The sequence below is a fragment of the Kytococcus sedentarius genome, from assembly GCF_041937525.1.
Lineage (GTDB): Bacteria > Actinomycetota > Actinomycetes > Actinomycetales > Dermatophilaceae > Kytococcus > Kytococcus sedentarius_A.
Genome location: NZ_CP169391.1, coordinates 2,273,493 through 2,298,751, shown reverse-complemented (window position 1 = coordinate 2,298,751; position 25,259 = coordinate 2,273,493). Strand labels below are relative to the sequence as shown.

Below are 25,259 nucleotides of genomic sequence, written 5' to 3'. Positions count from 1 at the left end.
AGGATCAGGGCCACCAGGGTCACGATCACGATGATTCGTCGGGTCTGGGCACTCATGACACACCTGCCAGGTCGCGGATCGGGTCGATGCCGAAGTAGGCCAGGAACATGGCGGCGATGATCCACATCAACGGGTGGAGCTCCCGCGCACGGCCCTGCACCACCTGCAGCACCACGTAGGTCACGAAGCCGGCGCCGATGCCGGCCGTGATGGAGTAGGTGAAGGGCATCAGGACGATGGTGAGGAAGGCCGGGACGGCGATGTCCAGGCGGTCCCACTCGATGCCGGTGACCTGCTGCATCATCAGGAAGCCGACGACCACCAGGGCGGGGGTGGCGGCCTCGTAGGGCACCACCGACACCAGCGGGGACAGGAAGGTGGCCAGCAGGAACAGGATGCCGGTCACCACGCTGGCCAGGCCGGTGCGGGCGCCCTCGCCCACACCGGAGGCCGACTCGATGAAGGACGTGTTCGAGGAGACCGATCCCGCGCCACCGGCCGCGGCGGCCAGCGAGTCGACCACCAGGATGCGCTGCGACCTGGGCGGGTTGCCCTCCTCGTCCAGCAGACCGGCCTCGGCACCCACGGCGACCATCGTCCCCATCGTGTCGAAGAAGTCCGCGAGCAGCAGCGTGAAGACCAGCAGGCTGGCGCCCACGATGCCGATGGAGCTGAACGAGCCCAGCAGGTTGAACTGACCCAGCAGGCCGAAGTCCGGCAGCTCCACCCACTCGGTGGGGATGGCGGGCACGTTGAGGCCCCACCCGGTGGGGTTCACGACCTCACCGGAGGCGTCGGTCTGCGAGCCGATGCCGATGACCCGCTCCAGCACGACCGCCAGGACCGTGGAGCCGAGGATGCCGTAGAGGATGGCGCCGCGGACCTTGGCCACCATCATCACGACGATGGCGAGCAGGCCGAGCACGAAGACCAGCGTGGGCCACCCGGAGAGGAAGCCACCGACGCCCATCTCCACGGGCACGGGGCCACCTGCGGGCTTGCGGACGATCCCCGCATCGACCAGGCCGATGAAGGCGATGAACAGGCCGATGCCCACGCTGATGGCCGTCTTGAGCTGTGCGGGGATGGCGAGGAAGACGGCCTGCCGGAAGCCGGTGAGCACCAGGACCAGGATGATCAGGCCCTCCATCACCACCAGACCCATCGCGTCGGCCCAGGTGACGTTGGGCAGGCTGGCGATGCCGAAGGCGACGAAGGCGTTGAGGCCCAGTCCCGTGGCCAGCGCGATGGGGTAGTTGGCGACCACGCCCATGAGGATGGTCATGAGGCCGGCCACCAACGCCGTGGCCGCCGCCACCATCGCGATGTTGGGGCTGTCACCCCCGCCGAGGAAGTTGCCCGTGCCGTCGGCGACGGTGCCGATCATCAGCGGGTTCAGCACGATGATGTAGGCCATCGTGAAGAAGGTGACGACGCCGCCACGCACCTCACGGACGACGGTGGTCTCGCGCTCCTCGAGGTCGAACCACCGGTTGAGCACCGCGTTCACTCCGGGTTCTCCTCGGAGAGGTCCACGAGGTCCAGCTCGTAGTCGTCGATCAGCGGGGAGGGCAGGGGCGCCGGCTCCGGCTCCGCGAGCTCGGCACGCTCCTTGCGGAGGGTCTCCACGGGCACCAGGTAGCCGCTGCAGTCGCAGTTCTCGCACCGGGCGGCCACCCGCTCCGGCTGCTGGCCGTCGGGACGCACCGGCAGCGCCTGGGCGGAGACCAGCACCACCTGCGGCTCCTCGGTGCGCGTGTCCGGGGCACCGAAGTCCTCCGGCCGCAGCCGGTCGGCCCAGGGCACCCACTCCGGTGCGAGCAGGGCACCCTCGGCCGGGGCCAGGTGCGTCTCGCACAGGGTGACGCGCTTGCTCCGCGGGGCGCGGGCGACGGTGACCTCCCAGCGCCACCCGCCGTAGCCGCGCAGCAGGCACTCGAAGTGGTGGGTCACCAGGCGCTCGCCGACGCTGACGGCGCCGACGTGCTCGCCGACCGCGCCGGGGGCGGCCACGTCGGCCAGCCCCTCACGGGCGGTGTCGACGGCCTCCATCAGGGCGGCGTCGGGGCGCGGGGCGCGCTGCTTGGTGGGGGTGGCGGGGGTGTTCATCAGCGTCCTGCCTCGAACTGGTCGGCCACGGCCCGCAGGGCCTTGGCGAGGGTCTGGCCGTGGCGCGCGTCGGGGTAGCGCCCCTTGCGCAGCTGGTTGGACGCGTCGTCGAGCAACCGGATGAGGTCCTCCACGACCACGGCCATGTCGTCCGCGGGCTTGCGGTCACGCAGCGTGCGGCCGCGCTGCACCGACGGGGGTGCGTCGACCACCTGCACGTGCATCGCCTGGTCGCCCTTGCGTCCCTGCACGATGCTGTACTCCAGGCGGGTGCCGGGGCGCAGGGTGGTCACCCCCTCGGGGAGGGCGCTGGCGCGCAGGAAGACGTCGCTTCCCGCATCGTCGCCGACGAAGCCGAAACCCTTGTCGGCGTCGAACCACTTGACCTTGCCGGTGGGCACTGGGGAACTCCTGGTGTACGTGGGGGCCGCTCCCGCGAGGGGGAACGGGAGGGTGAGGGGGCGCGACGGTGCCGTGCGCACCGTCGTTCGCGGGTCCCAGTCTACGGGCCCGCGCTCAGAGCCGGTGGGCTCCGCCGGGGCCGTCGCCGTCCGGCCCGGGGCCGGGCTGGGGCTGCGCGTCGGGACCGGGCTGCGCGTCGGGCTCGTGGCCCGGGGCGTACTGGCCGTACTCCGGGGCCGGGCGGCCCTGCGCCCCGTTGAGGGGATGCGGGGCGCGCGGGTCGTGCCCGGCATCAGCACCGGGCTGGCCGGGCTGGCCGGGCTGCTGGGGCTGAGCGGGCGGCTGCTGACCGTACGGTCCCGGCTGCGGTCCCGGCGGAGCGTACGGGCCCGGCTGCTGGCCGGGCTGACCGTGCTGGCCCGCGTAGCCGTAGGGCGCTGCGCCCGGAGGAGGACCGTGGCCGCCGGCAGCGGCCTGGTTGTCCCGACCGGTGCGGACCAGCTGGGCGATGCCCCAGATGATGAGGCCGAGGCCCAGCAGGAACGCGATCAGCGCCAGCGCGAAGGCGCCGAGGGTCCACCCGATCACACCCTCCAGTGCATCCCCGGGTGCCACGGCCATCACGGACCCGGGGCCGCACTCGAGCGTGTAGTCCCCGGCCTCCGTGGTGTGGAACAGCCAGAAGTTCTGCGGCGCGCTGGCGTTCTCCGTGAGCTGCGGCTCCAGGGTCACCGCGTTGCCGGCCGGGTCGGTCACGGTGCACTGGTCGGTCTCCAGCGGGTCGGCGTCGGGTCCCATCGCGTAGAGCACGCGCTCCTGGTCGGCCGGCAGATAGCGGGTGTCCCCGTCCGAGGCGGGGTTCAGCAGGGCGCCGAACAGGTCGCCCATGCCGATCGCCATCGGCAGCAGGAAGGCCAGCGGCGTGCCCACGATCAGCGTCAGGCCACCGAAGATCAGGGGCATCAACCCCTTGCGCTTCGGCTGCTGCTGCGGGTGGTAGGCGTACGGGCCCGAAGGGCCCCCCGTCGCGTGGCTCATGGCCGGATTCTAGTGGCCGTCCACCGCGCCGTGGACCCGGTGGTGATGTGACACCCTGACCGCACCGCCACCCGCACCCCACAGCGGGAACGCCCGACGAGAGGACCCCCATGCCCACCGTGGTGAAGTTCGTGGTCGCCGTGGCCCTGCTCGCGGTGGTCGTCACCCTGATGGGGGTGCTCAACCCGCGGGGGCAGGTGAAGGCCTTCAACCGAGTGACCTTCTGGCGCAAGGCCCCTGAGCCCACGCGCCGCGAGCTGGTGGTGCGCTCCGCGGTGAACGCGCTGGTGCTGGCCGGCCTGGTCCTGTTCCTCGCGGTGATGGTCTACGACGTCCGCTTCTGGTGACGGCCGCGGCGCGACGGCCCGCCCGCTGACCTGTCGTCGTCAGCCCGCCTGCCCGGCCCGCAGGAGCTCCAGACCCCTCTCGATGCGGTGAGCCCACCAGTCCCGCCGGTCCGGCGCCGCCTGCTGCTCGGCACGGTCCGGCTCGACCCGGCGCAGCCCCAGCCGGCCACCCTCCGGGAGGAGGGGCGCCGAGGTGACGTCCTGGGAGAAGAGGGCCGCGGTGCCGAGCCCGCAGGCGCCGGCGAGCTCCGGCATCGAGGAGGCCAGGGCGACCCCTGAACAGAGGCCCACGCTGGACTCCAGGGCGGAGCTGACCACGGCGGGAAGCCCGGTGGCGGTGACGATCTGCGCGGCGGCGGCCGCTCCCCCCAGCGTTGCCGCCTTGACCACGATCAGGTCGGCGGCGTCCAGCGCCCGCACCAGCAGGGGGTCGGCGGCACGGCGGATGGACTCGTCCGCCGCGATGCGGGTGGGCACCCCGCGTGCGGCCAGGAGCTCACGGAGCTCCGCCAGCTCGGCGGCGGACGCGCAGGGCTGCTCGCAGTAGTCGAGGCGCTCACCCGTGGCGGCCACCCCCTCGAGCGCGCGGGCGGCCTGGCGCACGGACCAGGCGCCGTTGGCGTCGATGCGCACGGCGGCGTCCGGCCCCATCGCGGCGCGGACAGCGGCGATGCGGGCGAGGTCGGCGGCCGTGGAGGCGGCCTCGTCGCGCTCCAGGAGGGTGCGCTCGGCCACCTTGATCTTGGCGGTCTGCGCACCGGGCACGCGGGCGACCACGGACGGGACCTCCTCGGCGGCCACGGCCGGCACGGTGACATTGACCGGCACCGAGGGGCGGATGGGGGCGGGCCAGCCCCACCACCCGGCCTCCAGGGTGGAGGCGAGCCAGCGGGCGGACTCGGCGTCGTCGTACTCGGTGAAGGGGGCGAACTCCGCCCAGCCCAGCGGACCCTTGACGAGGGCGGTCTCGCGCGTGGTCAGGCCGCGGAATCGCACCACCATGGGCAGGCGGACGACCACGAGGTGGGCGAGGAGCTCCTCGAGGCCGGGGAGCTCGCGACCCAGCGTGGGGTCGTTCACCGCCCGGGGGCGGTCGGTCGGGCAGGGAAGCACGGGCTCGACGGTACTGCGTGCCCGGACAACTAGGGTCGAGCCATGACTGTGGATGCATCACTGTGGGCCGAGGTGCCCGGTTTCGAGGACCTGACCGACATCACCTACCACCGCAGCACGCTGCCGGCCGTGGGACGTGGCGGCGCGGACGGCAGCGGTGGGGGCCAGGTGCCGCTGGGGGTGGTCCGCATCGCGTTCGACCGGCCGGAGGTGCGCAACGCCTTCCGCCCGCACACGGTCGACGAGCTGTACCGGGCGCTCGACCACGCCCGCCGCTCCCCCGACGTGGGCGTGGTGCTGCTGACCGGCAACGGCCCCTCCCCCAAGGACGGCGGCTGGGCGTTCTGCTCCGGTGGCGACCAGCGCATCCGGGGCCGGTCCGGCTACCAGTACGCGACGGCCCACGACACGGACGTGGCCGCGGCGGACGCCTCCTCCGTGGACGAGGCCCGCGTGAAGGCCGAGGGTGGGCGGCTGCACATCCTGGAGGTGCAGCGCCTCATCCGCACCATGCCGAAGGTCGTCATCGCCCTGGTGAACGGGTGGGCGGCCGGCGGTGGGCACTCCCTGCACGTGGTGTGCGACCTGACCATCGCCTCGCGGGAGCACGCCCGGTTCAAGCAGACCGATGCGGACGTGGGCTCGTTCGATGCGGGGTACGGCTCGGCCTACCTGGCGCAGCAGGTGGGGCAGAAGTTCGCCCGCGAGATCTTCTTCCTGGGCCGCACCTACGACGCCGAGGCCATGCACCGCATGGGTGCGGTGAACGTCGTGGCCGACCACGACCAGCTGGAGGCCGAGGGCATCGAGATGGCCCGCGACATCCTGGGCAAGTCCCCCACCGCCCAGCGGATGCTGAAGTTCGCCTTCAACCTCGCCGACGACGGGCTGATGGGCCAGCAGGTGTTCGCCGGGGAGGCCACGCGCCTGGCGTACATGACCGACGAGGCGGTGGAGGGCAAGGACGCCTTCCTGGAGAAGCGCGACCCGGACTGGTCGGCGCACCCCTGGTACTACTGATGGCAGCAGCGGGCGCGCAGGGGGCACCGGCCCGGGTGACGGTGCCGCAGGGCAGCTCGGCCGCCGAGGTCTCCGCCCTGGTGGACCGGGTGCTCGCCGGTGGGGCCGAGCTGCTGCTGGGCACGTCCGGTTCCACGGGGTCGCCGGCGCTGTCGGTGCTGCGGGGCCAGGACCTGCGAGCCAGCGCCGAGGCCACCCACCAGCGCCTGGGCGGCCCGGGCCGGTGGGTGCTGGCCCTGCCGCCGAGCCACATCGCGGGAGTGCAGGTGCTCGTGCGCGCCGCGGTGGCCGGGACGGATCCGGTGGTGACCACCGGGGCCGACGGCAGCGGCTTCGACCCGGCCCGCCTCGCCGACGACCTGGAGGGCCAGGACGACGCGGCCACGGGCCAACCCGCCCGCACCTACCTCTCGCTGGTCCCCACCCAGGTGGTGCGGCTGGTGGACGACCCGGACTCCGCCCAGCGCGTGGCCGCAGCGGTCGGCGTGATCCTGGTGGGCGGGGCGGCGCTCCCCCCGTCGGTCGGCGACCGCGCCCGGACGCTGGGTCTGCCGCTGGTGCGCACCTACGGCTCCACCGAGACCTGCGGCGGCTGCGTGTACGACGGCCTGCCCCTGCCCGGGGTGGAGATCGGCCTGACCGATGCGGGCCGCATCACCCTCACCGCTCCCTGGGTGACCCGTGGATGGGTGCTGCCCGACGGGACCGTGGCCCGCGAGCGCGCGGCGACGGGCGCCCGCATCGAGGAGGCGGACCCTGCCCCCGATGGGACGGTCCGGCGCACGCTGGTGACCGACGACCTCGGCGCGCTCGACGCCGCGGGCCGGCTCACGGTGCTGGGCCGGGCGGACGACATGATCAGCACCGGCGGCCTGTCCGTGTCGCCCCGGGTGGTGTCCGATGCGGTGTCCGCCCTGCCGTCCGTGGGCGAGTGCGCCGTCGTGGGCATCTCCGACCCGGTGTGGGGTGAGCGGGTGAGCCTGGTGGCGACCGCCGTCACGGCCCCGGCGCCCTCGCTGGCTGACCTGCGCGACGCACTGCGCGACCAGCTGGAGCCGGCCGCCCTGCCCCGCGCGGTGCGGTGGGTGGACGCCCTGCCGCTGGCCGGGCCGGGGAAGTACGACCGGCGGGCCGTCCGCGAGCTGGCCCTGGAGCCGGACGAGCGGGCCTGACCCCGTGTGCGGTGCGACGCGGGTGGGAGAATCACCCCGCCCGGGAAGAACCGCTGCGACACGCATCCCACGGCGCACCCACCCCGCACGACGACACCCCTGCAGGAGAAGCATGGCCACGCTCGCCCAGTGGATCGAGGGCGCCCGCCCCCGGACCCTCCCCGCTGCCGTGGCACCGGTGGCCGTCGGCACCGGCGCCGCCTTCGCGCGCGGCGACACGCACGAGGGTGCCGGCCACTGGGGGTACGCCGCCCTGGCGCTGGTGGTCGCGCTCGCACTGCAGGTGGGCGTGAACTACGCGAACGACTACTCCGACGGCGTCCGTGGGACCGATGAGGTGCGCGTGGGCCCCGTCCGCCTGGTCGGTCAGCGCCTCGCCCCGCCGGCGCAGGTGAAGGCGGCGGCGTTCGGCATGTTCGCCCTGGCCGGGGTGGCCGGCATCGCCCTGTGCCTGCTCTCGGGCCACTGGTGGCTGCTGCTGCTGGGTGCGGCGGCCGTGTGGGCGGCGTGGAACTACACCGGCGGCAGGAACCCCTACGGCTACCGGGGGCTCGGTGAGGTGGCGGTGTTCGTCTTCTTCGGGCTGGTCGCGGTCCTCGGAACGCAGTTCACGCAGGCCGGCGCCATCGACCTCGCGGGTGTGGCGGGGGCCATCGGTGTGGGCGCCGTGGCGGCGGCGCTGAACCTCACGAACAACCTGCGCGACATCGAGGGGGATGCAGCCTCCGGCAAGGTGACGCTGGCGGTGCGGCTCGGGGCGCCGCGCACCCGGCGGCTGTACGCGGGCCTCCTCGCGCTGGCGTTCGTGATGGTGCTGGCCTCCGGGCTGGTGCACACCTCCGCCGTGGTGGGGCTGCTGGCGCTGCCGCTGGCGTTCTCGCCCGTGCGGGCGGTGCTGAAGCGGGCCCGTGGCAGGGCCCTGATCGGGGTGCTGGGCCAGACCGGGCGCCTGCAGCTGGTCCTGGGGCTGCTGTGGGGCCTGGGCCTCTGGTGGGCGGGGCGCTGAGCCCCCACGGGGCTCCTCACAGTCCGCGCACGGTCCCGCAGACTGATTGCCACGCGCTCTGGTGCGCGCCATCATCGAAGAGGTCGGCACCGGGCCGGCAGGATGAACCGCACCCGAGGGGGAACCCATGCGCCGCTCACTCACCATCACCGCCCTGTTGGGGCTGTCCGCCGTGCTCACCGCCTGTGGCGACGACGAGGGGGACGGTGGCACGTCCTCCGAGGCGACCGACAGCCCGACGTCGTCCGTGACCGAGTCCAGCGAGCCCGGTGACGAGACGTCCAGCGAATCCGGCGAGCCGAGCGAGTCCAGCGACGCGCCCAGTCCGTCCGGGGAGCCCAGCGAGTCCGGCGAGACGTCCAGCGACGCCCCCAGCCCGTCCGGTGACGGTGACGGCGCCCACGCCCCGTTCGACGGCTCCCTGCTGGCCGATGGGGAGGAGGCCTCCGAGACCCTCAAGGGCACCGTCCAGGGCGCCCCGTCGTGGATGACCTTCACCGATGAGGGTGTGAACTCCGCCGCGTTGGCCGCTCGCTGCGACGGCCAGGGCCAGCTCAAGCTGCAGCCCCTGGCCACCGACCTGGACAGCAGCCGTCCCGGTGAACCGCAGACCCTGCCCTGCGACGGCGAGCGCCACGACATCACCCTCCAGGGCGAGAAGCCGTTCACCTCGGTCCTGATCATCGCCACCTCCCAGCCCGCCACCTTCGAGGTGGCGGCCCTGGAGGTCGTGCCCGCGGGCGGCGAGGACGTGCCGGACAGCATCGAGGGCCCACAGGCCCTGGGGCCCGGTGAGCACGAGATCCTGCAGGGCGCCTCGCACGGTCCGGTGGAGATCCACCTGACGTGCGAAGGCGACGAGGCGGTGCAGGTGGACCTCGGGGACGAGGTGCTCGAGTGCCGGCAGCAGGACGACGAGGGTTTCATCCTGGTCACGGACGACGACGACTCCCCCATCACCCTCCTGGTCCCCGAGGGTGCGAAGGCGGGCTACGTGGTGGTGCCCGACGAGGACGCCACCAGCGCCTGAGGCGCCGGCTCAGACGAAGTCGTCGTCGCTGCCCTCGTGGCGGCTCTGACCGGCGCGCGCACCGCGGCCACCGGCCTGCCCCCGGGCGGCCTCCTCGTCGTAGGTGCCGTCCTCGACCGCCTCGTCGGACACGGCCCGCTTGCGCGACCGGCTGGCCTCACGCTTGGCGATGGCGTCGTCGATCTGCGCGGAGAAGTCCGCCCGCGGCGCCTTCAGCAGGAACAGCGAGGCCACCATCGAGGCCAGGGCGGCGGCCACGACCAGCCAGAAGACCCCCATCGAGCCCAGCTCGACGTCCGCCAGCTCGGTGACCAGGAAGAAGCCCAGCAGGAAGAACAGGAACACCAGGATTCGCAGCAGCGAGTAACGAAGCATCGGTCACATCCCCGAGTACGAGTGGTAGCCAACGAAGTACACGTTGACGATGGCGTAGTTGATGATGATGCACACGAAGCCGGCGATGGCCAGCCACGTGGCGTGACGGGTCCACCCGGCCGTGGCACGGGCGTGCAGGTAGGCCGCGTAGACCACCCAGATCACGAAGGTCCACACCTCCTTGGGGTCCCAGCCCCAGTACCGGCCCCAGGCCCGCTCGGCCCAGATGGCACCGGCCACCAGCGTGAACGTCCACAGCGGGAAGCCGATGATGTGCGCCGAGTAGGTGAGCTTGTCCAGCCGGTCGGACCCCGGGATCCGGTCCAGGAAGGCCGGCCCCCACGAGCCGCCGGACTCCTCGCGCCGCCGCTTCAGCAGGAACAGCACTGCCAGCGCGAAGCCGATGATGAACACCCCGATGGACAGCGTGGCCACGGTCACGTGGATCACCAGCCAGGCACTCTGCAGCGAGGGCATCAGCTGTGAGGCCTCGGTCCACCAGGCCGTGGCAGCCGCGCCCAGCACCAGCAGCACCGGTCCCACCACGAACAGTCCCAGCCAGCGCGTCTCCCGCACGGCGCTCCACAGGCTGAAGCCGAGCATCGCGAACCCGGCCGCGGCCAGGGCGAACTCGTACATGTTGCCCAGCGGCGCACGGTTCACCGACAGGCCGCGGGTCGCGATCGTCGCGATGAGCGCCGCCGTTCCCACCCAGGCCGCGAACTGGCCGAAGGTGCCCACCCGGCGCCCGTCGGCCATGGCCAGGTAGCCGGTGTAGGCCAGCATCGAGAGCGCGAGCACGCTCATCGTGACCACCAGCAGCACGTCGGAGGTGCGCGCCATCGACTCGTCCACCGCCATGGGCAGCAGCACCGGCGCACTTGCCAGCACGTTCATCTCGTCTCCTCGTTGTTCTGGTCCGCCGGGGCGGTGTCGTCAGCAGCGGGCAGCCCGAGCCGCGCCCGCAGGTCCTTCTCGAGCTGGTCCACGCCGTCGCTCACCGTGGGGTCGTGCCCCTTGGCCAGGCCCGCCATGTCGACCTCGATGCGGTGAGCCGCACCCTGACCGGTGCTCACCTGGGCTCCTGCGGTGCCGTCGGTGACGCGGAAGAAGTAGCGCCGGCGCCGCACGGTGAGCGACAGGATCAGGCCGGCCAGGCCCACCATCGAGAACACCAGCGCCGGGATCTGCCCCGGGTCGTGGCGGACGGACAGTCCGGCGAAGCGCTTGACCTCCTCGAAGGCCACCTCGCCCCGGTCGCCCGGCAGCTGGAAGGTCTCCCCGGGCCGCAGGAAGATGCGCACGGGGGTGTCGTCCTGGCCCTGCAGCTGCTCCATCTGGTCGGTCTGCAGCGTGAACACCGACTGGGGACGGCCACCCGGGAAGAGCGTGCCCTCCCAGGCCGTCATCACCAGGGCCGGGTCCGCCAGGCCGGGGAAGGTCGAGTGGGGGCCGCGGTCTGCGGTGATGGCCTGCGTGGGCAGGAACAGCCCCGCCAGGCCCACCTGCGAGTCGGTGCCCGAGGCGGAGATCTTGAACGCGCCACTGGAGGTGTACTGGTTGTCCTGCACCAGCATCGGGGAGGCCTCGCGGTAGAGCAGCTCACCCTCGGCGTCCCGGACGCTCACCTGGGGGGCGTACCCGTTGCCCAGCAGGTAGATGCGCGCACCGCCCACCGAGAGCGGGGAGTTCACGCGCAGCTTCTGCGCCTCCTCGCCGTCACCGTCGTCGAAGCGGGCGTCCACCTCGAAGAAGCGCGGCTGGCCGAACTGGCCCGGGCCGGCGTCGGCGTTGGTCTCGAACTCCACGTCCACCGCATCGACGGCCAGGCGGAAGGCGGGCAGGTCGCGCGTGTCCACCCACGGCCCGGCGTTCAGCGTGTCGAACCGGCCGTTGCTGCTGGTGAACTCCTCACCCTCCACCACGAGCACCTCGGCCCGCCAGCCGAACAGGTAGCCCACGGCCACGCTGATGAGCACGCCCACCAGGCTGGTGTGGAAGACGAGATTGCCCAGCTCGCGCAGCATGCCGGTCTCCAGGGAGACCTCGCGCACGTCCTGGCGCGGGGACTCCTCGCGCACCCGGTAGCGGCGAGCACGCCCCATCGAGGCGATGGTGTCGGCCACGTCATCGGCGTCGCGTGAGTCCACCGCCAGCACCCGGTTGCCCGGCATGCGGGTCATGCGGCGCGGCACGCTCGGCGGCCGCTGTCGCCATCCCCGCAGGTACACCCGCGTGCGCGGCAGGATGCAGCCCACCAGTGAGGTGAACAGCAGCAGGTAGATGGCCGCGAACCAGGGGCTGGAGTACACGTCGAACAGCTGCAGCGCGTCCAGGACCGGTGCGAGGTCCGGGTGGTCCTGCTCGTAGCGGTCCACCGCCGCGGCGTCCACGGACCGCTGCGGCCAGATGGACCCCGGAACAGCCGCCACCGCGAGCAGCATCAGCAGCAGCAGCGCCGTGCGCATGCTGGTCAGCTGGCTCCATGCCCAGCGTAGTGTGCCCACCATCAGATCACCGGCCTGAACGACGAGATCCACTCGGTCTGCAGCCACACCATCGCGCGGTCCCAGACCCCGGCCACCATCAGCACACCCAGCACCATGAGCACTGCCCCGCCGATGATGCTGATGATCCGGTGGTGGTCACGCAGCCAGCCGAAGGCCCCGGCCAGGCGCGAGATGCCCGCCGCCAGCAGCACGAAGGGCAGGCCCAGTCCCAGGCTGTACGCCCCGGCCAGCACCGCCCCGCGGGTGATGGCGTCGGTGGAGCCGCTCAGCGAGGTGGACAGCGCGAGGATGGCCCCCAGCACCGGACCGATGCAGGCCGAGAAGCCCAGCCCGAAGGCGCCGCCCAGCAGGGGGGCACCGGCCAGGCCCGCAGCCGGACGCCAGCGCACCTTCCACTCACGGCCACCCAGTCCGAAGGCCATCACCGCCCCCATCACCAGCACGGCCAGGCCGCCCAGCCGCATCAGCAGCGCCCGGTCGTCCGAGAGGGCGATGCTGACGCCGCTCACCACCACGCTCAGTGCCAGGAAGACCGCGCTGAAGCCGAGCACGAAGAGGACGCTGGCCAGCACCAGCCGCGGACGCTGGGTCCGGACGCCCTGCCCGTCCCGCTCGCCCTGCACGCCGCCGAGCCCGGTGATGTACCCCAGGAAGCCGGGCACCAGCGGCAGCACGCACGGGGAGGCGAAGCTCACCACGCCCCCGGCGAAGGCCAGCGCCATCGCCCACGGGAGGAACCCGGACGCGATGGTGTCCTGCACCCCTCCGGCGAGCGCGACCAGTTGCAGCTGCCCCATTCAGGCGTCCTCGGCCAGCACGTCGTCCACCAGCGTGGTCAGCGTCGACAGCTCCACCGGCCCGGAGACGCGGGCGGCGATGCGGCGCTGGGAGTCCAGCACCAGCGTGGTCGGGGTGGCGGCGGTGGCGCCCTGGAGGCCACGCAGCGTGCCGCCCCCGTTGTCGGCCAGGTTCTGGAAGGTGATCTCGCGGGAACGCAGGAAGGCCTGGGCGGTCTCCACGCTGTCGCGCTGCACCAGCCCCAGCAGCAGCACGTCCTGCTCCTCGTAGTTCTCCCAGAACTCCTGCAGCGCCGGCATCTCCTCGATGCAGGGCGGGCACCACGAGCCCCAGGTGTTCAGCACCACCACCTTGGTGTCCACCTGGTCCAGTTGGAAGTCCTTGCCCTCCAAGGTCTTTCCCTGCAGCGTCACCGGGTCTCGTCGCTCCCCGGCAGCCACCTGCTCCACGGTGCCGTCACCGGAGATGTAGCCGGCGTCGCCCTCACCCCGGGCACGGCCGGTGACGGTGTTCCCCCCGTCGTCACCGCAGGCGGTCAGCAGGACGGCCCCGATGCCGGTGAGCCCACCGGTCAGCAGGGCGCGACGCGAGGTGCCCCCACCCGGCGCAGTCATGCCCCGGGGACCGGCGAGGCGCCGGGCAGCAGCTCGGCGGCGGGCTCGCTGTAGTGCACGGCGTACACCTCGTCGCCGGTGAGGTCGAAGGTGGTCACGCTGGCCAGGGAGCACTCGCGCCTGCGCGGGTCGTGCGCCAACGGACGGCCCTCCAGGTGGCTCCGCAGCGTCCAGATGGGCAGCTGGTGGCTCACGATGACGGCCTCGTGACCGCGCGCCGCACGCGCGGCCTCGCGCAGGGCCGCGTCCATGCGGGCCGCGATGGTCCGGTAGGCCTCGCCCCACGACGGGCGCAGCGGGTTCCACAGCAGCGGCCAGCTCTTGGGGTCCCGCAGGGCGCCCTCGCGCGAGCCCACCCGACGCCCCTCGAAGCTGTTCTCCGACTCGATCACGCGCACGTCGGTCTCGATGCGGCGCCCCGTCGCCGCGGCGAGGGGGGCAGCGGTCTCCTGCGCGCGCTCCAGCGGGGAGGCCACCAGCAGCGCGATGTCGTGCCCCTGAAGACTCTGCGCCACCAGGTCGGCCATCGCACGGCCGCGATCGGACAGGTGGTAGCCGGGCAGGCGCCCGTACAGGATGCCCTCGGGGTTGTGCACCTCCCCGTGGCGCACCACGTGCACCAGCGTGCGGTCGGCACGGCCGTCGTGCCGCAGGGGCTGCGGGGCACCCGTGCCCTCCTCACCGAGGTGCTGCGGGCCGTCCGGGGTGCGAGCGGGTCCGGTGGTCATGCGCTGATCTCCTGGGCGGACGCGTGGATGGCCTCGACGATGCGGTCGAGCACCTCGTCGGTGTGCGCGGCCGAGGCGAACCAGGCCTCGAACGCGGACGGGGGCAGGTGGACACCGCGCCGCAGCATGGCGTGGAAGAACTCCGCGTGGCGGGCCGTGTCCTGCTGCTGGGCGGTGGCGAAGTCGTGCACCGGCTGGTCGCCGAAGAAGACGCTGAACATGGTGCCGGCGCGGCCGATGGTGTGCGGGATCCCGTGGCGGGTGAAGGCCTCGGTCACCGCACCGGTGAGCACCTCGCGGGCGTGGTCCACCGCCGTGTACACCTCGTCGGTGCACAGGCGCAGCGTCGTGAGCCCGGCGGTCGCGGCCACCGGGTTCCCGCTGAGCGTGCCGGCCTGGTAGACCGGCCCGGCGGGGGCCAGGTGTGCCATCACGTCGGCGCGTCCGCCGAAGGCCGCGACGGGGAAGCCCCCGCCCACCACCTTGCCGAAGGTGAACAGGTCCGGCGCCTCACCCATCTGCGACAGACCCCACCAGCCGGTCGGGCTCGCGCGGAAGCCGGTCATCACCTCGTCGGAGATCAGCAGCGCGCCGTGCTCGCGGGTGAGGCGGCGCAGCGCCTGCTCGAAGTCGGCGGTGGGCGGCACCACGCCCATGTTGCCCGCGGCTGCCTCCACGATCACCGCGGCCAGCTCGGCCCCGTGCTCGGCGAAGGCGGCCTCCAGGGCCTGCACGTCGTTGTACGGCAGCACCATCGTCTGCCCGGCACTCGAGGCGGGCACCCCCGCGGAGTCCGGCAGCGCGAAGGTGATCAGACCGGAGCCGGCCGAGGCCAACAGCGCGTCCACGTGCCCGTGGTAGTTGCCGGAGAACTTGATGACCTTCTCGCGCCCGGTGACGCCCCGTGCCAGGCGCAGCGCGCTCATGATGGCCTCGGTGCCCGAGTTCACCAACCGCACGGCCTCGACCGGCTCGATGCGGGAGACGATCTCCTCGGCCAGCTCCACCTCGTGCGGGTTGGGCGTGCCGAAGCTGAAGCCGCGGGCGGCGGCCGAGGTCACCGCGTCGAGCACCTCGGGGTGCGTGTGCCCCAGGATCATCGGACCCCAGGATCCCACCAGGTCGATGTACTCGTTGCCGTCGGCGTCCGTGAGGTGGGCGCCCTGGGCGGAGGTGATGAAGCGGGGGTCGCCACCCACGGCACCGAAGGCACGCACCGGCGAGTTCACCCCGCCGGGGATCACGGCACGGCCGCGCTCCATCCAGGCGACGCTGGAGGCGACGGACGGGTCCTGCGCATCGGCCGGGGGCTGCGGGTCACGGGGGTCGGACATGGTCATGACCGTCTCAATCCTTCCTGAGAGTTCACTGCACGACAGGTGGGCGCACCGCCCCTGTGCGGGGCGGTCACCACCTGCGGGGTCGGTGCGGGGCTCAGCGCTCCTCGCGCAGCCAGCCCGCGGCCTCCAGCGCGTGGTAGCTGAGGATGACATCGGCGCCCGCCCGGCGGATCCCCAGCAGGGACTCCAGCACGGCGGCACGCCGGTCGATCCAGCCGTTCGCGGCCGCGGCCTCCAGCATCGAGTACTCACCACTCACCTGGTAGGCCACCACCGGCAGGTCCGTGGCGGCGCGCAACGAGGCCACCACGTCCAGGTAGGCCAGCGCCGGCTTGACCATCACCAGGTCCGCACCCTCGGCCTCGTCCAGGGCCAGCTCCACCAGGCTCTCCCGGGCGTTGGCCGGGTCCTGCTGGTAGGTGCGGCGGTCACCGCTCAGGGAGGAGGCCACGGCCTCCCGGAAGGGGCCGTAGAAGGCCGAGGCGTACTTCGCCGTGTAGGCCATCACCACCACGTCGGTGAACCCGGCGTCGTCGAGCGCCTCGCGGATCACCACCACCTGGCCGTCCATCATGCCGCTGGGACCCACCACGTGGGCACCGGCCCGCGCCTGCGCCACGGCCATCTCGGCGTAGCGCTCCAGCGAGGCGTCGTTGTCCACCCGGCCGTCGGCGTCCAGCACGCCACAGTGACCGTGGTCGGTGAACTCGTCCAGGCACAGGTCGGTCATCACCAGCAGCTCGTCGCCCACCGCATCGCGCACGGCGCGGGTGGCCCGGTTGAGGATGCCCTCGGGATCGGTGGCACCGCTGCCGGTGGCGTCCTTGTGGTCCGGCACGCCGAACAGCATGATCCCGGCCACCCCGGCGTCGCGGCACTGCTCGGCGAGCTCCACCAGGCCCGCGACGGTGTGCTGCTGCACACCCGGCATGGAGCTGATGTCGCGGGGAGCGTCACCCTCGTGCACGAAGGCGGGCAGCACCAGGTCCGCCGGGTGCAGCCGGGTCTCGGACACCATGCGCCGGAAGGCCGGCGTCCCGCGCAGGCGACGCGGGCGGCGGTGCGGACCCAGCACGGTCCGCCCGCCGACCGGCAACGGTCCCGCGCCGGCCGTCATCGGCGGGTCCGGCGCTTGGGGGCCTCCTGGGAGGGCCGCGTCACGGGGCGACCCTCCGCCACGGCGTCCTCGGCCCGGCCCCGGGCGAAGTCCGTGAGCGCGTCGATGACCGCCTCGCTGCTGGCCTCCTCGGCCACGGCGTCCACGCGCAGGCCCAGGTCCGTGGCGGTCTGCGCGGTCGCCGGTCCGATCACGACCACCACGGTGCTCGGCGAGGGCTTCCCCGCGATGCCCACGAGGTTGCGCACCGTGGAGCTCGAGGTGAACAGCACCGCGTCGTAGGTGCCGTTCTTGATGGCCGCACGCACCGGCGCCGGGGGCGGGGTCGCCCGCACCGTGCGGTAGGCCACGATGTCGTCGACCTCCCAGCCACGCTCCTGCAGCCCGGAGACCAGCACCTCGGTGGCGATGTCCGCACGCGGCAGGAAGACCCGGTTGATGGGGTCCAGCACGTCGTCGTAGGGCGGCCAGTCCTCCAGCAGCCCACGGGCGCTCTGCTCGCCGCTGGGCACCAGGTCGGGCTCCAGACCCCACGCCCGCAGCGCGTCGGCGGTCTTGCCTCCCACGGCCGCGATCTTGAGGCCGGCGAAGGCCCGCACGTCCAGGCCCAGGGCGGTGAACTTCTCCTTGACCGCACGCACCGCGTTGACCGAGGTGAACCCGATCCACTCGTAGGTGCCGGTGACCAGACCCTTGATGGCCTTGTCCATCTGGTGCGGCGAGCGCGGCGGCTCCACGCTGATGGTGGGCACCACGTGCGCCGTCGCCCCGCGCTCGGACAGCGCGTGCACCATCGGGCCGGCCTGGTCCTTGGTGCGGGGCACCAGCACGCGCCACGCGAACAGCGGGCGGGTCTCGAACCAGGAGAGCGTGTCCCGGTCGCCCACGCAGGCGCCGATGGTGGCCACGACCTCGTCGGCGGCGACCTCCGCCGTCCCCTCGGCCACGTCACCGAGGGTGCTGATGATGGTGCTCTGGTGCGCGGTCGTGCCGCGGGTGGTCAGCGCGATGGGCAGGCCAGCGTCGCGCCCGGCCTCCACCAGGGCACTGGCGTGGCCGGCCACCTCGTCGGGCGTGCCGATGAGCACCACGGTCGCGTCCTGGTCGTCCAGCAGCGCAGGGTTCACCCGGCCACCGGGGCCGATGGCGTGCACCACGCGGTTGGTGCCGGTGGCGATGGGCACCCCGGCGTAGGCCGGCACGGCCTGCATGGCGGAGACACCCGGCACGACCTCGATCTCGATGCCGGCCTTGCGGGCCACGGAGGCCTCGACGCCCAGCGAGGAGAAGATCGAGGGGTCACCGTCCACGATGCGGGCGACCAGCACCTGACCCTCGCGGGTGATGCCCTGCTCGGCCCGGCGCTCGGCGGCGGCCTTCACCGCGCCCTGGGTGGTCTGCACGAGCTCCTTGGCGCGGGAGACGGCGGTCAGCTCCGCCTGGGCGGCCGGCACGGTCATGAACTGCGCGTCGGAGCGCATCCACTCGACGAAGTCGTCCTCCAGGTGCCCCTCGTCGGCCACCACCACGTCGGCCATGGCGAGGATGCGGGTGGCGCGCACCGTCATCAGACCCGGGTCGCCGGGGCCCGCCCCCACGAAGACGATGCGGGCAGCGGGCGCGGGGCATCCCACGCGCGTGGGCTGGGTGCTCGGTGCGGTGCTCACGAGTTCTCCTTCGAGGACGTCGGGTCGGGATGCGCAGGAACCTCTCCGACGCCCGGGAGGACGTCGGCCCCTCCGGCGCGCAGCGCCTCGGCCACCGTCCTGCCCAGCGCACGGGCGGCGGTGTCCAGGGCGACGCGGTCGTCGGTCCTGCTGGTGTCGGGGGTGCCGGTCGACCGCGGCAGGTCGCGGGCGCAGTCGCCCTCCAGCAGCGCACGGCTGCCGTCGCGGGGGCCGGCGAAGGACATCAGGTCGATGCGGTCGGCGTCGTGGCGGGCCAGCGCGCCGATGGGCGCCGAGCAGCCCGCCTCGAGCGTGCCCAGCACGGCGCGCTCGGCGGTGGTGGCGGTGCGGGTGGGCAGGTGGTCCAGCGGCTCCAGCATGGAGATGCTGCGCTCGTCGTCGCTGCGGCACTCCACCGCCAGGGCACCCTGACCGGGGGCCGGCACCATCACCTGCGGCTCCAGCCACTGCGTGACCCGCCCGTCCAGGCCGAGGCGTCGCAGCCCGGCTCCGGCCAGGACCACCGCGTCCAGCTCACCCTCGTCGACGGTGGCGAGGCGGCGCGGCACGTTCCCGCGCAGGTCCACCACCTCGATGTCGGGGCGGGCCACCCGCAGCTGGGCCTCACGACGCGGCGAGCCGGTGCCCACCCGGGCGCCGGCAGGCAGGGTCTCCAGGGTCAGCCCGTCGCGGGCCACCAGCGCGTCGCGGGGGTCCTCCCGCTCCGGCACGGCCGCGATGACGAGCTCCTCCGGCTGGGCGACCGGCAGGTCCTTGAGCGAGTGGACCGCGATGTCGATCTCGCCCGCCAGCAGCGCGTCCCGCAGGGCACTGACGAACACGCCGGTCCCGCCGATGCGGCTCAGCGGGGCCCGGTTCACGTCGCCCTCGGTGGTGACGAGCACGAGCTCGACCTCGTGGCCCCGGGCACGCAGGGCGTCCGCGACGGTCGTCGACTGGGTGGTGGCCAGGTCGCTGCGTCGCGTGCCGAGCCGCACCACGCGACCCGGCGCCGCGGCGTTTAGCGCCTCGGTCTCCTGCACGGCGGCGCTCACCGAGCACCTCCCGGCTGGTCGAAGAGGGTGTCCAGGCGCAGGCCCTCCATGCCGTCCACCGGCTCCCCCATCAGGGGCAGCGGACCGGTGGTCGGTGGGGTCGCCACGTTCGCGGTGTCGTGCGGGTCCAGGTCGAACAGCTCACGCAGGGCCCCGGCGAAGTCCCCCCGGGGGTCCCCGGCGAGCTCCTTCACGCGCACGCTGGGCGTGTGCAGCAGCTTGTCGACGATGCGGTGCACCGCCCGCTCCACCTCGTGCCGGCTGGCCTCGTCCATCTCGGGCAGACGTCGGTCCAGCCGCTCCATCTCGGCCACCATCACCGAGCGCGCGGACTGGCGCAGGGCGGTCACGGTCGGAGCGACCTCCAGCTGCCGGCGCGCGATCTCGAACGCGGCCACCTCGGCCTCCACCAGCTCACGCACGGCGCGCACCTGGGTCTCGACGGCCTGGTCGTCCTGCCCACCACCACCGCCCAGGGCGTCGAGCCCGACGACCACCTGGCGCGGGAGCCCGGCCACCTCGGGGGCGACGTCGCGGGGCAGGGCCAGGTCGACGAAGACCCGGTCGCGCTCCGGCAGCGAGCGCACCAGCGGCGCCTCGATGACCGCGCCGGTGGCACCGGTGCAGGTGAGCACCACGTCGGCGCCGGCGAGCACCGTGGCGAGCTCGTCCCAGTCGTGGGCGGTACCCCCCGTGGCCACGGCCAGCCGGTCGGCCGTGGCGCGGGTGCGGTTCACCACGTGGAGGTCGGTGCGCACCTGGCGCGCGACGGTCATGGCGGCCAGCGAGCTCATCGCGCCGGCGCCCACCACCACCACGCGCCTGCCCACCAGGCTGCCCAGGTGTGCCTCGGCGCGCTCCAGGCCACGCTGCACGAGCGAGCGGCTCACCGCATCGATCTCGGTCTCGGCGTGCGCCCGGCGCCCCACGCGCAGGGCGTGGTCGAACAGACCCCCCAGGTGCGTGCCGGCACGTCCCGAGCGACGGGCGCGCCGCAGGGCGGTGCGGAACTGGCCCAGGATCTGGCCCTCGCCCACAGCCATGGAGTCCAGCCCGGCCGCCACGGAGAAGGCGTGGCCCACGGCGCGGTCCTCGTAGTGGACGTACAGGTGCTGGGAGAGCTCCGGCAGTCGGACGCCGGTGATGTCGGCGAGGTTGTGACCGATGTGGTGCACGGCACCGTGGAAGGCCGACGCCTCGACGTAGACCTCCAGCCGGTTGCAGGTGGAGACCGTCAGCGCCTCGGAGATCGTGTCCCCGGCCTGGACGGCCGCGGCGAGATCGCCCGCCGCCTCGTCCCCCAGAGCCACTCGTTCCAACAGGTCCATCGACGCACTGCGGTGCGACGCACCAATGACCAGCAGGCTCACCGGGGGATCACCGACTCCTCTCAGCAGGTTCGCTCACCAAGGGCTCGACCCCCGGACAGGGCGTGGGAGGGGCTCGAGGGGGCGCTATACCAGATGCGCCCAGCGTCGCGAACAGCGCCCCCCACTCTACGCTGCTGTGTCGTAGTTCGCGAAATCATGCGCCATCCACCTCGCAGAACGGCCCCCGCCCGCGCTGCCCCCGCACAGCGGAACGCCCCCCGCCCGGTGGGGGCGGAGGGCGTTGCGGCTCACTTCTTGTTGCGGCGCTGGTGGCGCGTCTTGCGCAGCAGCTTGCGGTGCTTCTTCTTGCTCATGCGCTTGCGACGCTTCTTGATGACGGAACCCATGCTTCACATCCTTCTCGGGGTGTACCTCGGCCCCTCTCGTGGATGGAGGCCTCACGCAATTTCAGGAGCCCCTCGCCCGTGCCTCGCACCACCCCGCAGGCGGGCTGGACGACGGCTCCAGGTCCGGGACTCGAAGACGGTGATTGCCAAGGATACACGCTGCCCGGGGGCGCCGCCGGATCCGTTCAGTCGAACCAGGGGTCCAGCCCGTGGTGGGGGAAGGTCGCCTCCCGGGCCGCCATGACCGCCTGGTCCACCGGGGACTCCGGGTCGTAGCCCGTCTCCCAGCTGCGCCACCACGGCCAGTCACCCCCCGCGTCGCCGAGGGTGGTCGGGTACTCCCCCGTGATCTCCTCCACCTGTGCCCGCCAGCCGTCGGGGGTGTCCAGCGAGAGGTCCAGCTCGTTGCCCGCCACCACGGCCAGCAGCGCGCTCCAGCTGCGCGGCACCACGTCGGTGATCGAGTACCCACCCCCACCCAGGGCCAGCCAGCGGCCCTCGGTCACGGACCCGGCGAGCTCCCGCATCGACCCCACCGCCGCCGCCTGCGCCTCGACCGTCAGCCCCAGGTGGGCCAGCGGGTCCTTGGCGTGCCCGTCGCACCCGTGCTGGGTCACCAGCACCGTCGGCTCGATGGCGTGCACCAGCGGCGGGACGATGGCGTGCACCGCCCGCAGCCAGGCCGCATCGCCCGTCCCCGGCGGCAGGGCCAGGTTCACCGCGGAGCCCGCGGCGTCCGGGCCGCCCACGTCACCCGGGAAGCCGGTGCCGGGGAAGAGCACGCGCCCCGTCTCGTGGAGCGAGATGGTGACCACCCGCGGGTCGTTCCAGAAGGCAGCCTCCACGCCATCGCCGTGGTGGACGTCCAGGTCCACGTACACGACCTTCTCCGCGCCCCGGTCGAGCATCCGCTGGATGGCCAGCGCGCAGTCGTTGTAGATGCAGAAGCCCGCTGCGCGCCCGGGCATGGCGTGGTGCAGACCCCCGGCGATGTTCACCCCGCGCCGGGTGCGGCCCTCCATGATCGCGTCGGCCAGCACCAGGCTGCCGCCGGCGGCCAGTGCCGAGGCCTCGTGCATGTGGGCGAAGGCCGGCGAGTCCTCGTCGCCGATGCCCAGCCCCCCGTCAGCCGATGCGGGGTCGGCCGAGACCTCCTTGACGTGCGCGACGTACTCGTCGGTGTGGACGGCGGTCAGCTCCTCGTCGGTCGCCATCACCGGGGGCACGATGTGGAGCCCCTCCAGCACCCCGAGCTCAGCCGAGAGGTCGTGCGTGAGCTGCAGCCGCAGCGGGTTCATGGGGTGCATCGGTCCGAAGTCATACTTGACCAGTGCGGCGTCCCACACCATCCACCCGCGCTCGTCGGGGTGGTCCGCGGGAGGCTGGGCCCGTTCGGCGTCGTCCATGACGACACGCTACCGAGAGGAATCGCATGCAGCGTCACCGGCTCTACGACGAGGACACCCTCGTCATCGGCCTCGGTCGGTTCGGCACGGCAGTGGCCTCGGAGATGAACGCCCTGGGCTACCGGGTGCACGCCATCGAGGAGAGGTCACGGCTGGCCGAGCGGCACCACCGCCGGTTCGAGCACGTGCTGGCCCTCGACGCGACCGACCCGGAGGAGCTCGCCAAGGCCAAGCCGGAGATGTTCCGCATCGCGGTGGTGGCCATCGGGTCCTCGGTGGAGGCGTCCCTGCTCACGGCGGGCAACCTCGTGGACGCCGGCGTTCCGAGCATCTGGGCCAAGGCGGTCAGCGAGGAGCACGCCCGCATCCTGGAGCGGATCGGCGTGCACCACGTGGTCTTCCCCGAGGCCGACAGCGGCCGCCGGGTGGCGCACCTGGTGAACGACACCCTGCGCGACTACATCGAGTTCGACGACGGCTACGCCATCGTGAAGATGACACCGCCCCACGAGATGCTCGACAAGACGCTCACGGAGAGTCAGGTGCGGTCGCGCTACGGCGTCACCGTGGTGGGCGTGAAGGAGCCGGGCGAGGACTTCCACCACGCCGTCCCCGGCACGATGGTCGGCCGCCACCACTCCATCATCGTCAGCGGGCCCGTGGCCGCCATCGAGCGGCTGGCCTCCCGCCCCTGAACGGGGACGGGGGGATCAGTCCGGCGCGTCGGCCGTGGACTCGGCGGAGTCCTCGTCCACGTCGTTCTGCAGCGCCAGCGGGGTCTCGTCGTTGTCCGAGCCCAGCGGGATCATGAAGGCGGCCTCCACCTCCGGCTGACCCTCGACCACCACGTCGCGACGGCCCTCGGTGGGGCGGTAGCCGATCGAGCTGGCGAAGGCCACGGCGCGGCCGTTGTCGGTGTTCACCCAGTAGGCGAGGTGGCTGTACCCCGCGTTCCGCCCCACCTGCTCAGCGTGCTCCATCAGCCGGCGCGCCACGCCCTCACCACGCAGCGAAGGGGTCACCCAGATGCCGTAGACCTCCCCCAGGTCGTCATCGCCACGGGTGTCCTCGTCCCCCACGGACGCGAGCGCCACCCAGTCCGACCCCTGCTTGGCCCCGATGCGGGTGGCCTGGCTCATGCGCTCCTGCCAGACCTCGTCAGCGTGCTGCGACTCCTCCTCGTAGGAGGCCACGAAGGCCTCGGGGTCCTCCTGCAGCGCACGGAGCCGGAGGGTCTTGAAGATCTCCCACTCGTCCGCCGCGAGCTCGCGCACCGTGATGTCAGTCATGCGCCCATGTTCCCACGACCGCCTCCACTGAGCGCAACCGACGCTCCATCCGCACCTCCAGGCGCTGGTCGGCGGGGTCGTCCGGGGAGGCCCTGAAGGGCTCGGAGACGGAGGTGAACCCGCACCTCTCGTAGACCTTCCGTGCCGGTGCGTTGTCCACCATCACGTGCAGGTGGAGGGCCGTGTGCCCGGTGTCCTCGGCCCGCTGTGCCACCGCCTCGACGATGCGGCGCGACAGGCCCGTTCCGCGGTGGGACGGCGCCACGTACATGCTGACGAGCTCGGGCAGGTCCTCAGACCCGGGGAGCGCCATCAGGCGCGCGGCGCCCACCGCGTCCCCGCCCGGGCCGACCGCCACGACCGTGGAGAGGCCCTCGGTGGCCAGGTTCGCGGCCCACTCGGTCAGGTCCCGGCCCAGGTGGTCCTCGTAGCGGCTGCCGAAGGCCTCGGGTGCCACCCGCAGCATCTCCAGCCGGACGTCCCGCCAGGTCTCGACCGCACGCGGGAGCCCCGGCTCGAGCCAACGGAGTTCCACCGGGCCGGCCTGCTCCCCGGGAGCGCCCGGCTCAGTCGTCATCGACCACTCCGTCGGACAGGTCCTTGCTGCGGCGAGCAGCCGCCTCCATCGCCGAGAGGAAGGCCGCACGCACCTTGTGGTCCTCCAGCTGCCGCAGGGCCGCCACGGTCGTGCCCCCGGGGCTGGAGACCATCTCCCGCAGCACCGTGGGGTGCTCCCCCGTCTCCCGCACCATCGTCGCCGCGCCGAAGAGCGTCTGCACCACCAGCTCGGTGGCCGTCGAGCGGGGCAGCCCCAGCAGCACCCCGGCCTCGATCATGGACTCCACCACGAAGAACAGGTACGCCGGGCCGGACCCGGAGATGGCCGTCACCGCGTCCTGCTGCCCCTCGGCCACCGTCACCACCGAGCCGGTGGACTCGAGCACCCCACGGGCCACGGCCACCTGGTCGTCGTCACAGTTCTCGTCCGGCGAGATCGCCGCCATGCCCTGACCCACCTGGGCGGGAGTGTTCGGCATGGCCCGCACCACCGGGGTGTCGGAGGGCAGCCGGGCCTTCAGGAAGGCCAACGGGATGCCCGCCGCCAGCGACATGACCACCGTGCCGGTGGTCAGGTGCTCCCGCACCTGCGCCAGGGCGGCGTCCATGTCCTGCGGCTTCACCGCCAGCACCACCACGTCCGCGGTCGGCACGGCCTCCGACAGGGTCCCGCTGACGACACCGACGGCCTCGGCCGCGGCGGCAGCGCGCCCCGCATCGCGGCCCACCAGGGTGATCCGCTCACCCGGGTGACCGGCGCGCACCAGCCCCGCCGCGACCGTGCGTCCCATGACGCCACCGCCCACCAGCGTGATGCGGGTGAGCTCGTCGAGCCCCGCCCCAGCCAT

At 73.0% G+C, this 25,259-nt stretch carries 27 protein-coding genes; 6 read left to right on the top strand and 21 right to left on the bottom strand.

Annotated features, from left to right (window positions below):
* Positions 1-52 precede the first annotated feature (52 nt).
* From ACEY2A_RS10785 to ACEY2A_RS10770, 4 genes are all read right to left on the bottom strand, one after another.
* On the bottom strand, positions 53-1,510 hold the full coding sequence (locus ACEY2A_RS10785; RefSeq protein WP_374928582.1) for an NCS2 family permease: 1,458 nt from the start codon (positions 1,508-1,510) through the stop codon (positions 53-55).
* Positions 1,507-2,109, bottom strand: coding sequence for a DUF3027 domain-containing protein (locus tag ACEY2A_RS10780; RefSeq protein WP_374928581.1), 603 nt, complete (start codon positions 2,107-2,109; stop codon positions 1,507-1,509). The genes ACEY2A_RS10785 and ACEY2A_RS10780 overlap by 4 nt, the downstream gene beginning before the upstream one ends.
* A complete protein-coding gene (locus ACEY2A_RS10775; protein ID WP_374928580.1) occupies positions 2,109-2,510 on the bottom strand; it encodes a cold-shock protein in 402 nt (133 codons plus the stop codon). The genes ACEY2A_RS10780 and ACEY2A_RS10775 overlap by 1 nt, the downstream gene beginning before the upstream one ends.
* 115 nt (positions 2,511-2,625) lie before the next feature.
* Positions 2,626-3,549, bottom strand: coding sequence for a hypothetical protein (locus tag ACEY2A_RS10770; RefSeq protein WP_374928579.1), 924 nt, complete (start codon positions 3,547-3,549; stop codon positions 2,626-2,628).
* Between the two features lie 110 nt (positions 3,550-3,659).
* Here ACEY2A_RS10770 and ACEY2A_RS10765 point away from each other — a divergent pair, with 110 nt between their 5' ends.
* A complete protein-coding gene (locus ACEY2A_RS10765; RefSeq protein WP_374928578.1) occupies positions 3,660-3,896 on the top strand; it encodes a hypothetical protein in 237 nt (78 codons plus the stop codon).
* A gap of 39 nt (positions 3,897-3,935) precedes the next feature.
* Here the strand turns inward: ACEY2A_RS10765 and ACEY2A_RS10760 are convergent, their stop codons facing one another.
* Positions 3,936-5,009 (bottom strand): o-succinylbenzoate synthase, encoded by a 1,074-nt coding sequence (locus tag ACEY2A_RS10760; protein ID WP_374928577.1) that lies wholly within the window; start codon positions 5,007-5,009, stop codon positions 3,936-3,938.
* 42 nt (positions 5,010-5,051) lie between these two features.
* Between ACEY2A_RS10760 and ACEY2A_RS10755 the strand changes: the two genes are divergently transcribed.
* The 4 genes from ACEY2A_RS10755 to ACEY2A_RS10740 all read left to right on the top strand — a co-directional run bounded on the left by ACEY2A_RS10755 (position 5,052) and on the right by ACEY2A_RS10740 (position 9,237).
* Positions 5,052-6,029, top strand: coding sequence for a 1,4-dihydroxy-2-naphthoyl-CoA synthase (locus ACEY2A_RS10755; protein ID WP_374928576.1), 978 nt, complete (start codon positions 5,052-5,054; stop codon positions 6,027-6,029).
* Complete coding sequence (locus tag ACEY2A_RS10750) at positions 6,029-7,201, top strand: AMP-binding protein (protein ID WP_374928575.1); 1,173 nt, start codon at positions 6,029-6,031, stop codon at positions 7,199-7,201. The genes ACEY2A_RS10755 and ACEY2A_RS10750 overlap by 1 nt, the downstream gene beginning before the upstream one ends.
* Before the next feature lie 112 nt (positions 7,202-7,313).
* Complete coding sequence (locus ACEY2A_RS10745) at positions 7,314-8,207, top strand: 1,4-dihydroxy-2-naphthoate polyprenyltransferase (RefSeq protein ID WP_374928574.1); 894 nt, start codon at positions 7,314-7,316, stop codon at positions 8,205-8,207.
* 127 nt (positions 8,208-8,334) lie between these two features.
* Entirely contained in the window at positions 8,335-9,237 is a 903-nt protein-coding gene (locus tag ACEY2A_RS10740) for a hypothetical protein (RefSeq protein WP_374928573.1), read from the top strand.
* A gap of 9 nt (positions 9,238-9,246) precedes the next feature.
* Here the strand turns inward: ACEY2A_RS10740 and ACEY2A_RS10735 are convergent, their stop codons facing one another.
* From ACEY2A_RS10735 to ACEY2A_RS10675, 13 genes are all read right to left on the bottom strand, one after another.
* On the bottom strand, positions 9,247-9,612 hold the full coding sequence (locus ACEY2A_RS10735) for a DUF4229 domain-containing protein (RefSeq protein WP_374928572.1): 366 nt from the start codon (positions 9,610-9,612) through the stop codon (positions 9,247-9,249).
* A gap of 3 nt (positions 9,613-9,615) precedes the next feature.
* Positions 9,616-10,509: a c-type cytochrome biogenesis protein CcsB gene (gene ccsB / locus ACEY2A_RS10730; RefSeq protein ID WP_374928571.1), complete on the bottom strand. Its 894-nt coding sequence runs from the start codon at positions 10,507-10,509 to the stop codon at positions 9,616-9,618.
* Positions 10,506-12,080: a cytochrome c biogenesis protein ResB gene (locus tag ACEY2A_RS10725; RefSeq protein ID WP_374928570.1), complete on the bottom strand. Its 1,575-nt coding sequence runs from the start codon at positions 12,078-12,080 to the stop codon at positions 10,506-10,508. The genes ccsB and ACEY2A_RS10725 overlap by 4 nt, the downstream gene beginning before the upstream one ends.
* Before the next feature lie 41 nt (positions 12,081-12,121).
* Positions 12,122-12,919, bottom strand: coding sequence for a cytochrome c biogenesis CcdA family protein (locus ACEY2A_RS10720; protein ID WP_374928569.1), 798 nt, complete (start codon positions 12,917-12,919; stop codon positions 12,122-12,124).
* The gene (locus ACEY2A_RS10715; RefSeq protein WP_374928568.1) at positions 12,920-13,534 is read right to left on the bottom strand and encodes a TlpA family protein disulfide reductase; all 615 of its coding nucleotides are present in this window, start codon (positions 13,532-13,534) and stop codon (positions 12,920-12,922) included.
* Positions 13,531-14,262 (bottom strand): histidine phosphatase family protein, encoded by a 732-nt coding sequence (locus ACEY2A_RS10710; RefSeq protein ID WP_374928567.1) that lies wholly within the window; start codon positions 14,260-14,262, stop codon positions 13,531-13,533. The genes ACEY2A_RS10715 and ACEY2A_RS10710 overlap by 4 nt, the downstream gene beginning before the upstream one ends.
* Entirely contained in the window at positions 14,259-15,602 is a 1,344-nt protein-coding gene (hemL, locus tag ACEY2A_RS10705) for a glutamate-1-semialdehyde 2,1-aminomutase (RefSeq protein ID WP_374928566.1), read from the bottom strand. Before hemL ends, ACEY2A_RS10710 begins: the two co-directional genes overlap by 4 nt.
* Before the next feature lie 94 nt (positions 15,603-15,696).
* On the bottom strand, positions 15,697-16,719 hold the full coding sequence (gene hemB / locus ACEY2A_RS10700) for a porphobilinogen synthase (protein ID WP_374928565.1): 1,023 nt from the start codon (positions 16,717-16,719) through the stop codon (positions 15,697-15,699).
* The gene (locus ACEY2A_RS10695) at positions 16,716-18,386 is read right to left on the bottom strand and encodes a uroporphyrinogen-III synthase (protein WP_374928564.1); all 1,671 of its coding nucleotides are present in this window, start codon (positions 18,384-18,386) and stop codon (positions 16,716-16,718) included. Before ACEY2A_RS10695 ends, hemB begins: the two co-directional genes overlap by 4 nt.
* Positions 18,383-19,441, bottom strand: a complete 1,059-nt coding sequence (hemC, locus tag ACEY2A_RS10690; protein ID WP_374928563.1) for a hydroxymethylbilane synthase — start codon at positions 19,439-19,441, stop codon at positions 18,383-18,385. The genes ACEY2A_RS10695 and hemC overlap by 4 nt, the downstream gene beginning before the upstream one ends.
* The gene (locus ACEY2A_RS10685; RefSeq protein ID WP_374928562.1) at positions 19,438-20,811 is read right to left on the bottom strand and encodes a glutamyl-tRNA reductase; all 1,374 of its coding nucleotides are present in this window, start codon (positions 20,809-20,811) and stop codon (positions 19,438-19,440) included. The genes hemC and ACEY2A_RS10685 overlap by 4 nt, the downstream gene beginning before the upstream one ends.
* A 248-nt stretch (positions 20,812-21,059) precedes the next feature.
* Positions 21,060-21,158, bottom strand: a complete 99-nt coding sequence (locus ACEY2A_RS10680; RefSeq protein ID WP_005504750.1) for a 30S ribosomal protein bS22 — start codon at positions 21,156-21,158, stop codon at positions 21,060-21,062.
* Between the two features lie 185 nt (positions 21,159-21,343).
* Positions 21,344-22,564, bottom strand: coding sequence for an acetoin utilization protein AcuC (locus ACEY2A_RS10675; protein ID WP_374928561.1), 1,221 nt, complete (start codon positions 22,562-22,564; stop codon positions 21,344-21,346).
* 26 nt (positions 22,565-22,590) lie between these two features.
* Here ACEY2A_RS10675 and ACEY2A_RS10670 point away from each other — a divergent pair, with 26 nt between their 5' ends.
* On the top strand, positions 22,591-23,259 hold the full coding sequence (locus tag ACEY2A_RS10670) for a potassium channel family protein (RefSeq protein ID WP_374928560.1): 669 nt from the start codon (positions 22,591-22,593) through the stop codon (positions 23,257-23,259).
* 15 nt (positions 23,260-23,274) lie between these two features.
* Here the strand turns inward: ACEY2A_RS10670 and ACEY2A_RS10665 are convergent, their stop codons facing one another.
* Genes ACEY2A_RS10665 through proC form a run of 3 tightly spaced genes read right to left on the bottom strand, consistent with a single transcriptional unit; the run spans position 23,275 to position 25,259 of the window.
* On the bottom strand, positions 23,275-23,853 hold the full coding sequence (locus ACEY2A_RS10665; protein ID WP_374928559.1) for a GNAT family N-acetyltransferase: 579 nt from the start codon (positions 23,851-23,853) through the stop codon (positions 23,275-23,277).
* Positions 23,846-24,430: a GNAT family N-acetyltransferase gene (locus ACEY2A_RS10660; RefSeq protein WP_374928558.1), complete on the bottom strand. Its 585-nt coding sequence runs from the start codon at positions 24,428-24,430 to the stop codon at positions 23,846-23,848. Before ACEY2A_RS10660 ends, ACEY2A_RS10665 begins: the two co-directional genes overlap by 8 nt.
* On the bottom strand, positions 24,420-25,259 hold the full coding sequence (gene proC / locus ACEY2A_RS10655; RefSeq protein WP_374928557.1) for a pyrroline-5-carboxylate reductase: 840 nt from the start codon (positions 25,257-25,259) through the stop codon (positions 24,420-24,422). The genes ACEY2A_RS10660 and proC overlap by 11 nt, the downstream gene beginning before the upstream one ends.

What these genes read in the sequence shown, in the direction of transcription:
- ACEY2A_RS10665 (WP_374928559.1), bottom strand. Translation starts at nt 23,853, where the DNA reads ATGACTGACATCACGGTGCGCGAGCTCGCGGCGGACGAGTGGGAGATC.
- proC (WP_374928557.1), bottom strand. Translation starts at nt 25,259, where the DNA reads ATGGCTGGGGCGGGGCTCGACGAGCTCACCCGCATCACGCTGGTGGGC.
- hemB (WP_374928565.1), bottom strand. Translation starts at nt 16,719, where the DNA reads ATGACGGCCGGCGCGGGACCGTTGCCGGTCGGCGGGCGGACCGTGCTG.
- ACEY2A_RS10740 (WP_374928573.1), top strand. Translation starts at nt 8,335, where the DNA reads ATGCGCCGCTCACTCACCATCACCGCCCTGTTGGGGCTGTCCGCCGTG.
- ACEY2A_RS10670 (WP_374928560.1), top strand. Translation starts at nt 22,591, where the DNA reads ATGCAGCGTCACCGGCTCTACGACGAGGACACCCTCGTCATCGGCCTC.
- ACEY2A_RS10770 (WP_374928579.1), bottom strand. Translation starts at nt 3,549, where the DNA reads ATGAGCCACGCGACGGGGGGCCCTTCGGGCCCGTACGCCTACCACCCG.
- ACEY2A_RS10780 (WP_374928581.1), bottom strand. Translation starts at nt 2,109, where the DNA reads ATGAACACCCCCGCCACCCCCACCAAGCAGCGCGCCCCGCGCCCCGAC.
- ACEY2A_RS10750 (WP_374928575.1), top strand. Translation starts at nt 6,029, where the DNA reads ATGGCAGCAGCGGGCGCGCAGGGGGCACCGGCCCGGGTGACGGTGCCG.
- ACEY2A_RS10765 (WP_374928578.1), top strand. Translation starts at nt 3,660, where the DNA reads ATGCCCACCGTGGTGAAGTTCGTGGTCGCCGTGGCCCTGCTCGCGGTG.
- ACEY2A_RS10680 (WP_005504750.1), bottom strand. Translation starts at nt 21,158, where the DNA reads ATGGGTTCCGTCATCAAGAAGCGTCGCAAGCGCATGAGCAAGAAGAAG.
- ACEY2A_RS10755 (WP_374928576.1), top strand. Translation starts at nt 5,052, where the DNA reads ATGACTGTGGATGCATCACTGTGGGCCGAGGTGCCCGGTTTCGAGGAC.
- ACEY2A_RS10675 (WP_374928561.1), bottom strand. Translation starts at nt 22,564, where the DNA reads ATGGACGACGCCGAACGGGCCCAGCCTCCCGCGGACCACCCCGACGAG.
- ACEY2A_RS10735 (WP_374928572.1), bottom strand. Translation starts at nt 9,612, where the DNA reads ATGCTTCGTTACTCGCTGCTGCGAATCCTGGTGTTCCTGTTCTTCCTG.
- ACEY2A_RS10715 (WP_374928568.1), bottom strand. Translation starts at nt 13,534, where the DNA reads ATGACTGCGCCGGGTGGGGGCACCTCGCGTCGCGCCCTGCTGACCGGT.
- ACEY2A_RS10745 (WP_374928574.1), top strand. Translation starts at nt 7,314, where the DNA reads ATGGCCACGCTCGCCCAGTGGATCGAGGGCGCCCGCCCCCGGACCCTC.
- ACEY2A_RS10710 (WP_374928567.1), bottom strand. Translation starts at nt 14,262, where the DNA reads ATGACCACCGGACCCGCTCGCACCCCGGACGGCCCGCAGCACCTCGGT.
- ccsB (WP_374928571.1), bottom strand. Translation starts at nt 10,509, where the DNA reads ATGAACGTGCTGGCAAGTGCGCCGGTGCTGCTGCCCATGGCGGTGGAC.
- hemL (WP_374928566.1), bottom strand. Translation starts at nt 15,602, where the DNA reads ATGACCATGTCCGACCCCCGTGACCCGCAGCCCCCGGCCGATGCGCAG.
- ACEY2A_RS10660 (WP_374928558.1), bottom strand. Translation starts at nt 24,430, where the DNA reads ATGACGACTGAGCCGGGCGCTCCCGGGGAGCAGGCCGGCCCGGTGGAA.
- ACEY2A_RS10725 (WP_374928570.1), bottom strand. Translation starts at nt 12,080, where the DNA reads ATGCGCACGGCGCTGCTGCTGCTGATGCTGCTCGCGGTGGCGGCTGTT.
- ACEY2A_RS10720 (WP_374928569.1), bottom strand. Translation starts at nt 12,919, where the DNA reads ATGGGGCAGCTGCAACTGGTCGCGCTCGCCGGAGGGGTGCAGGACACC.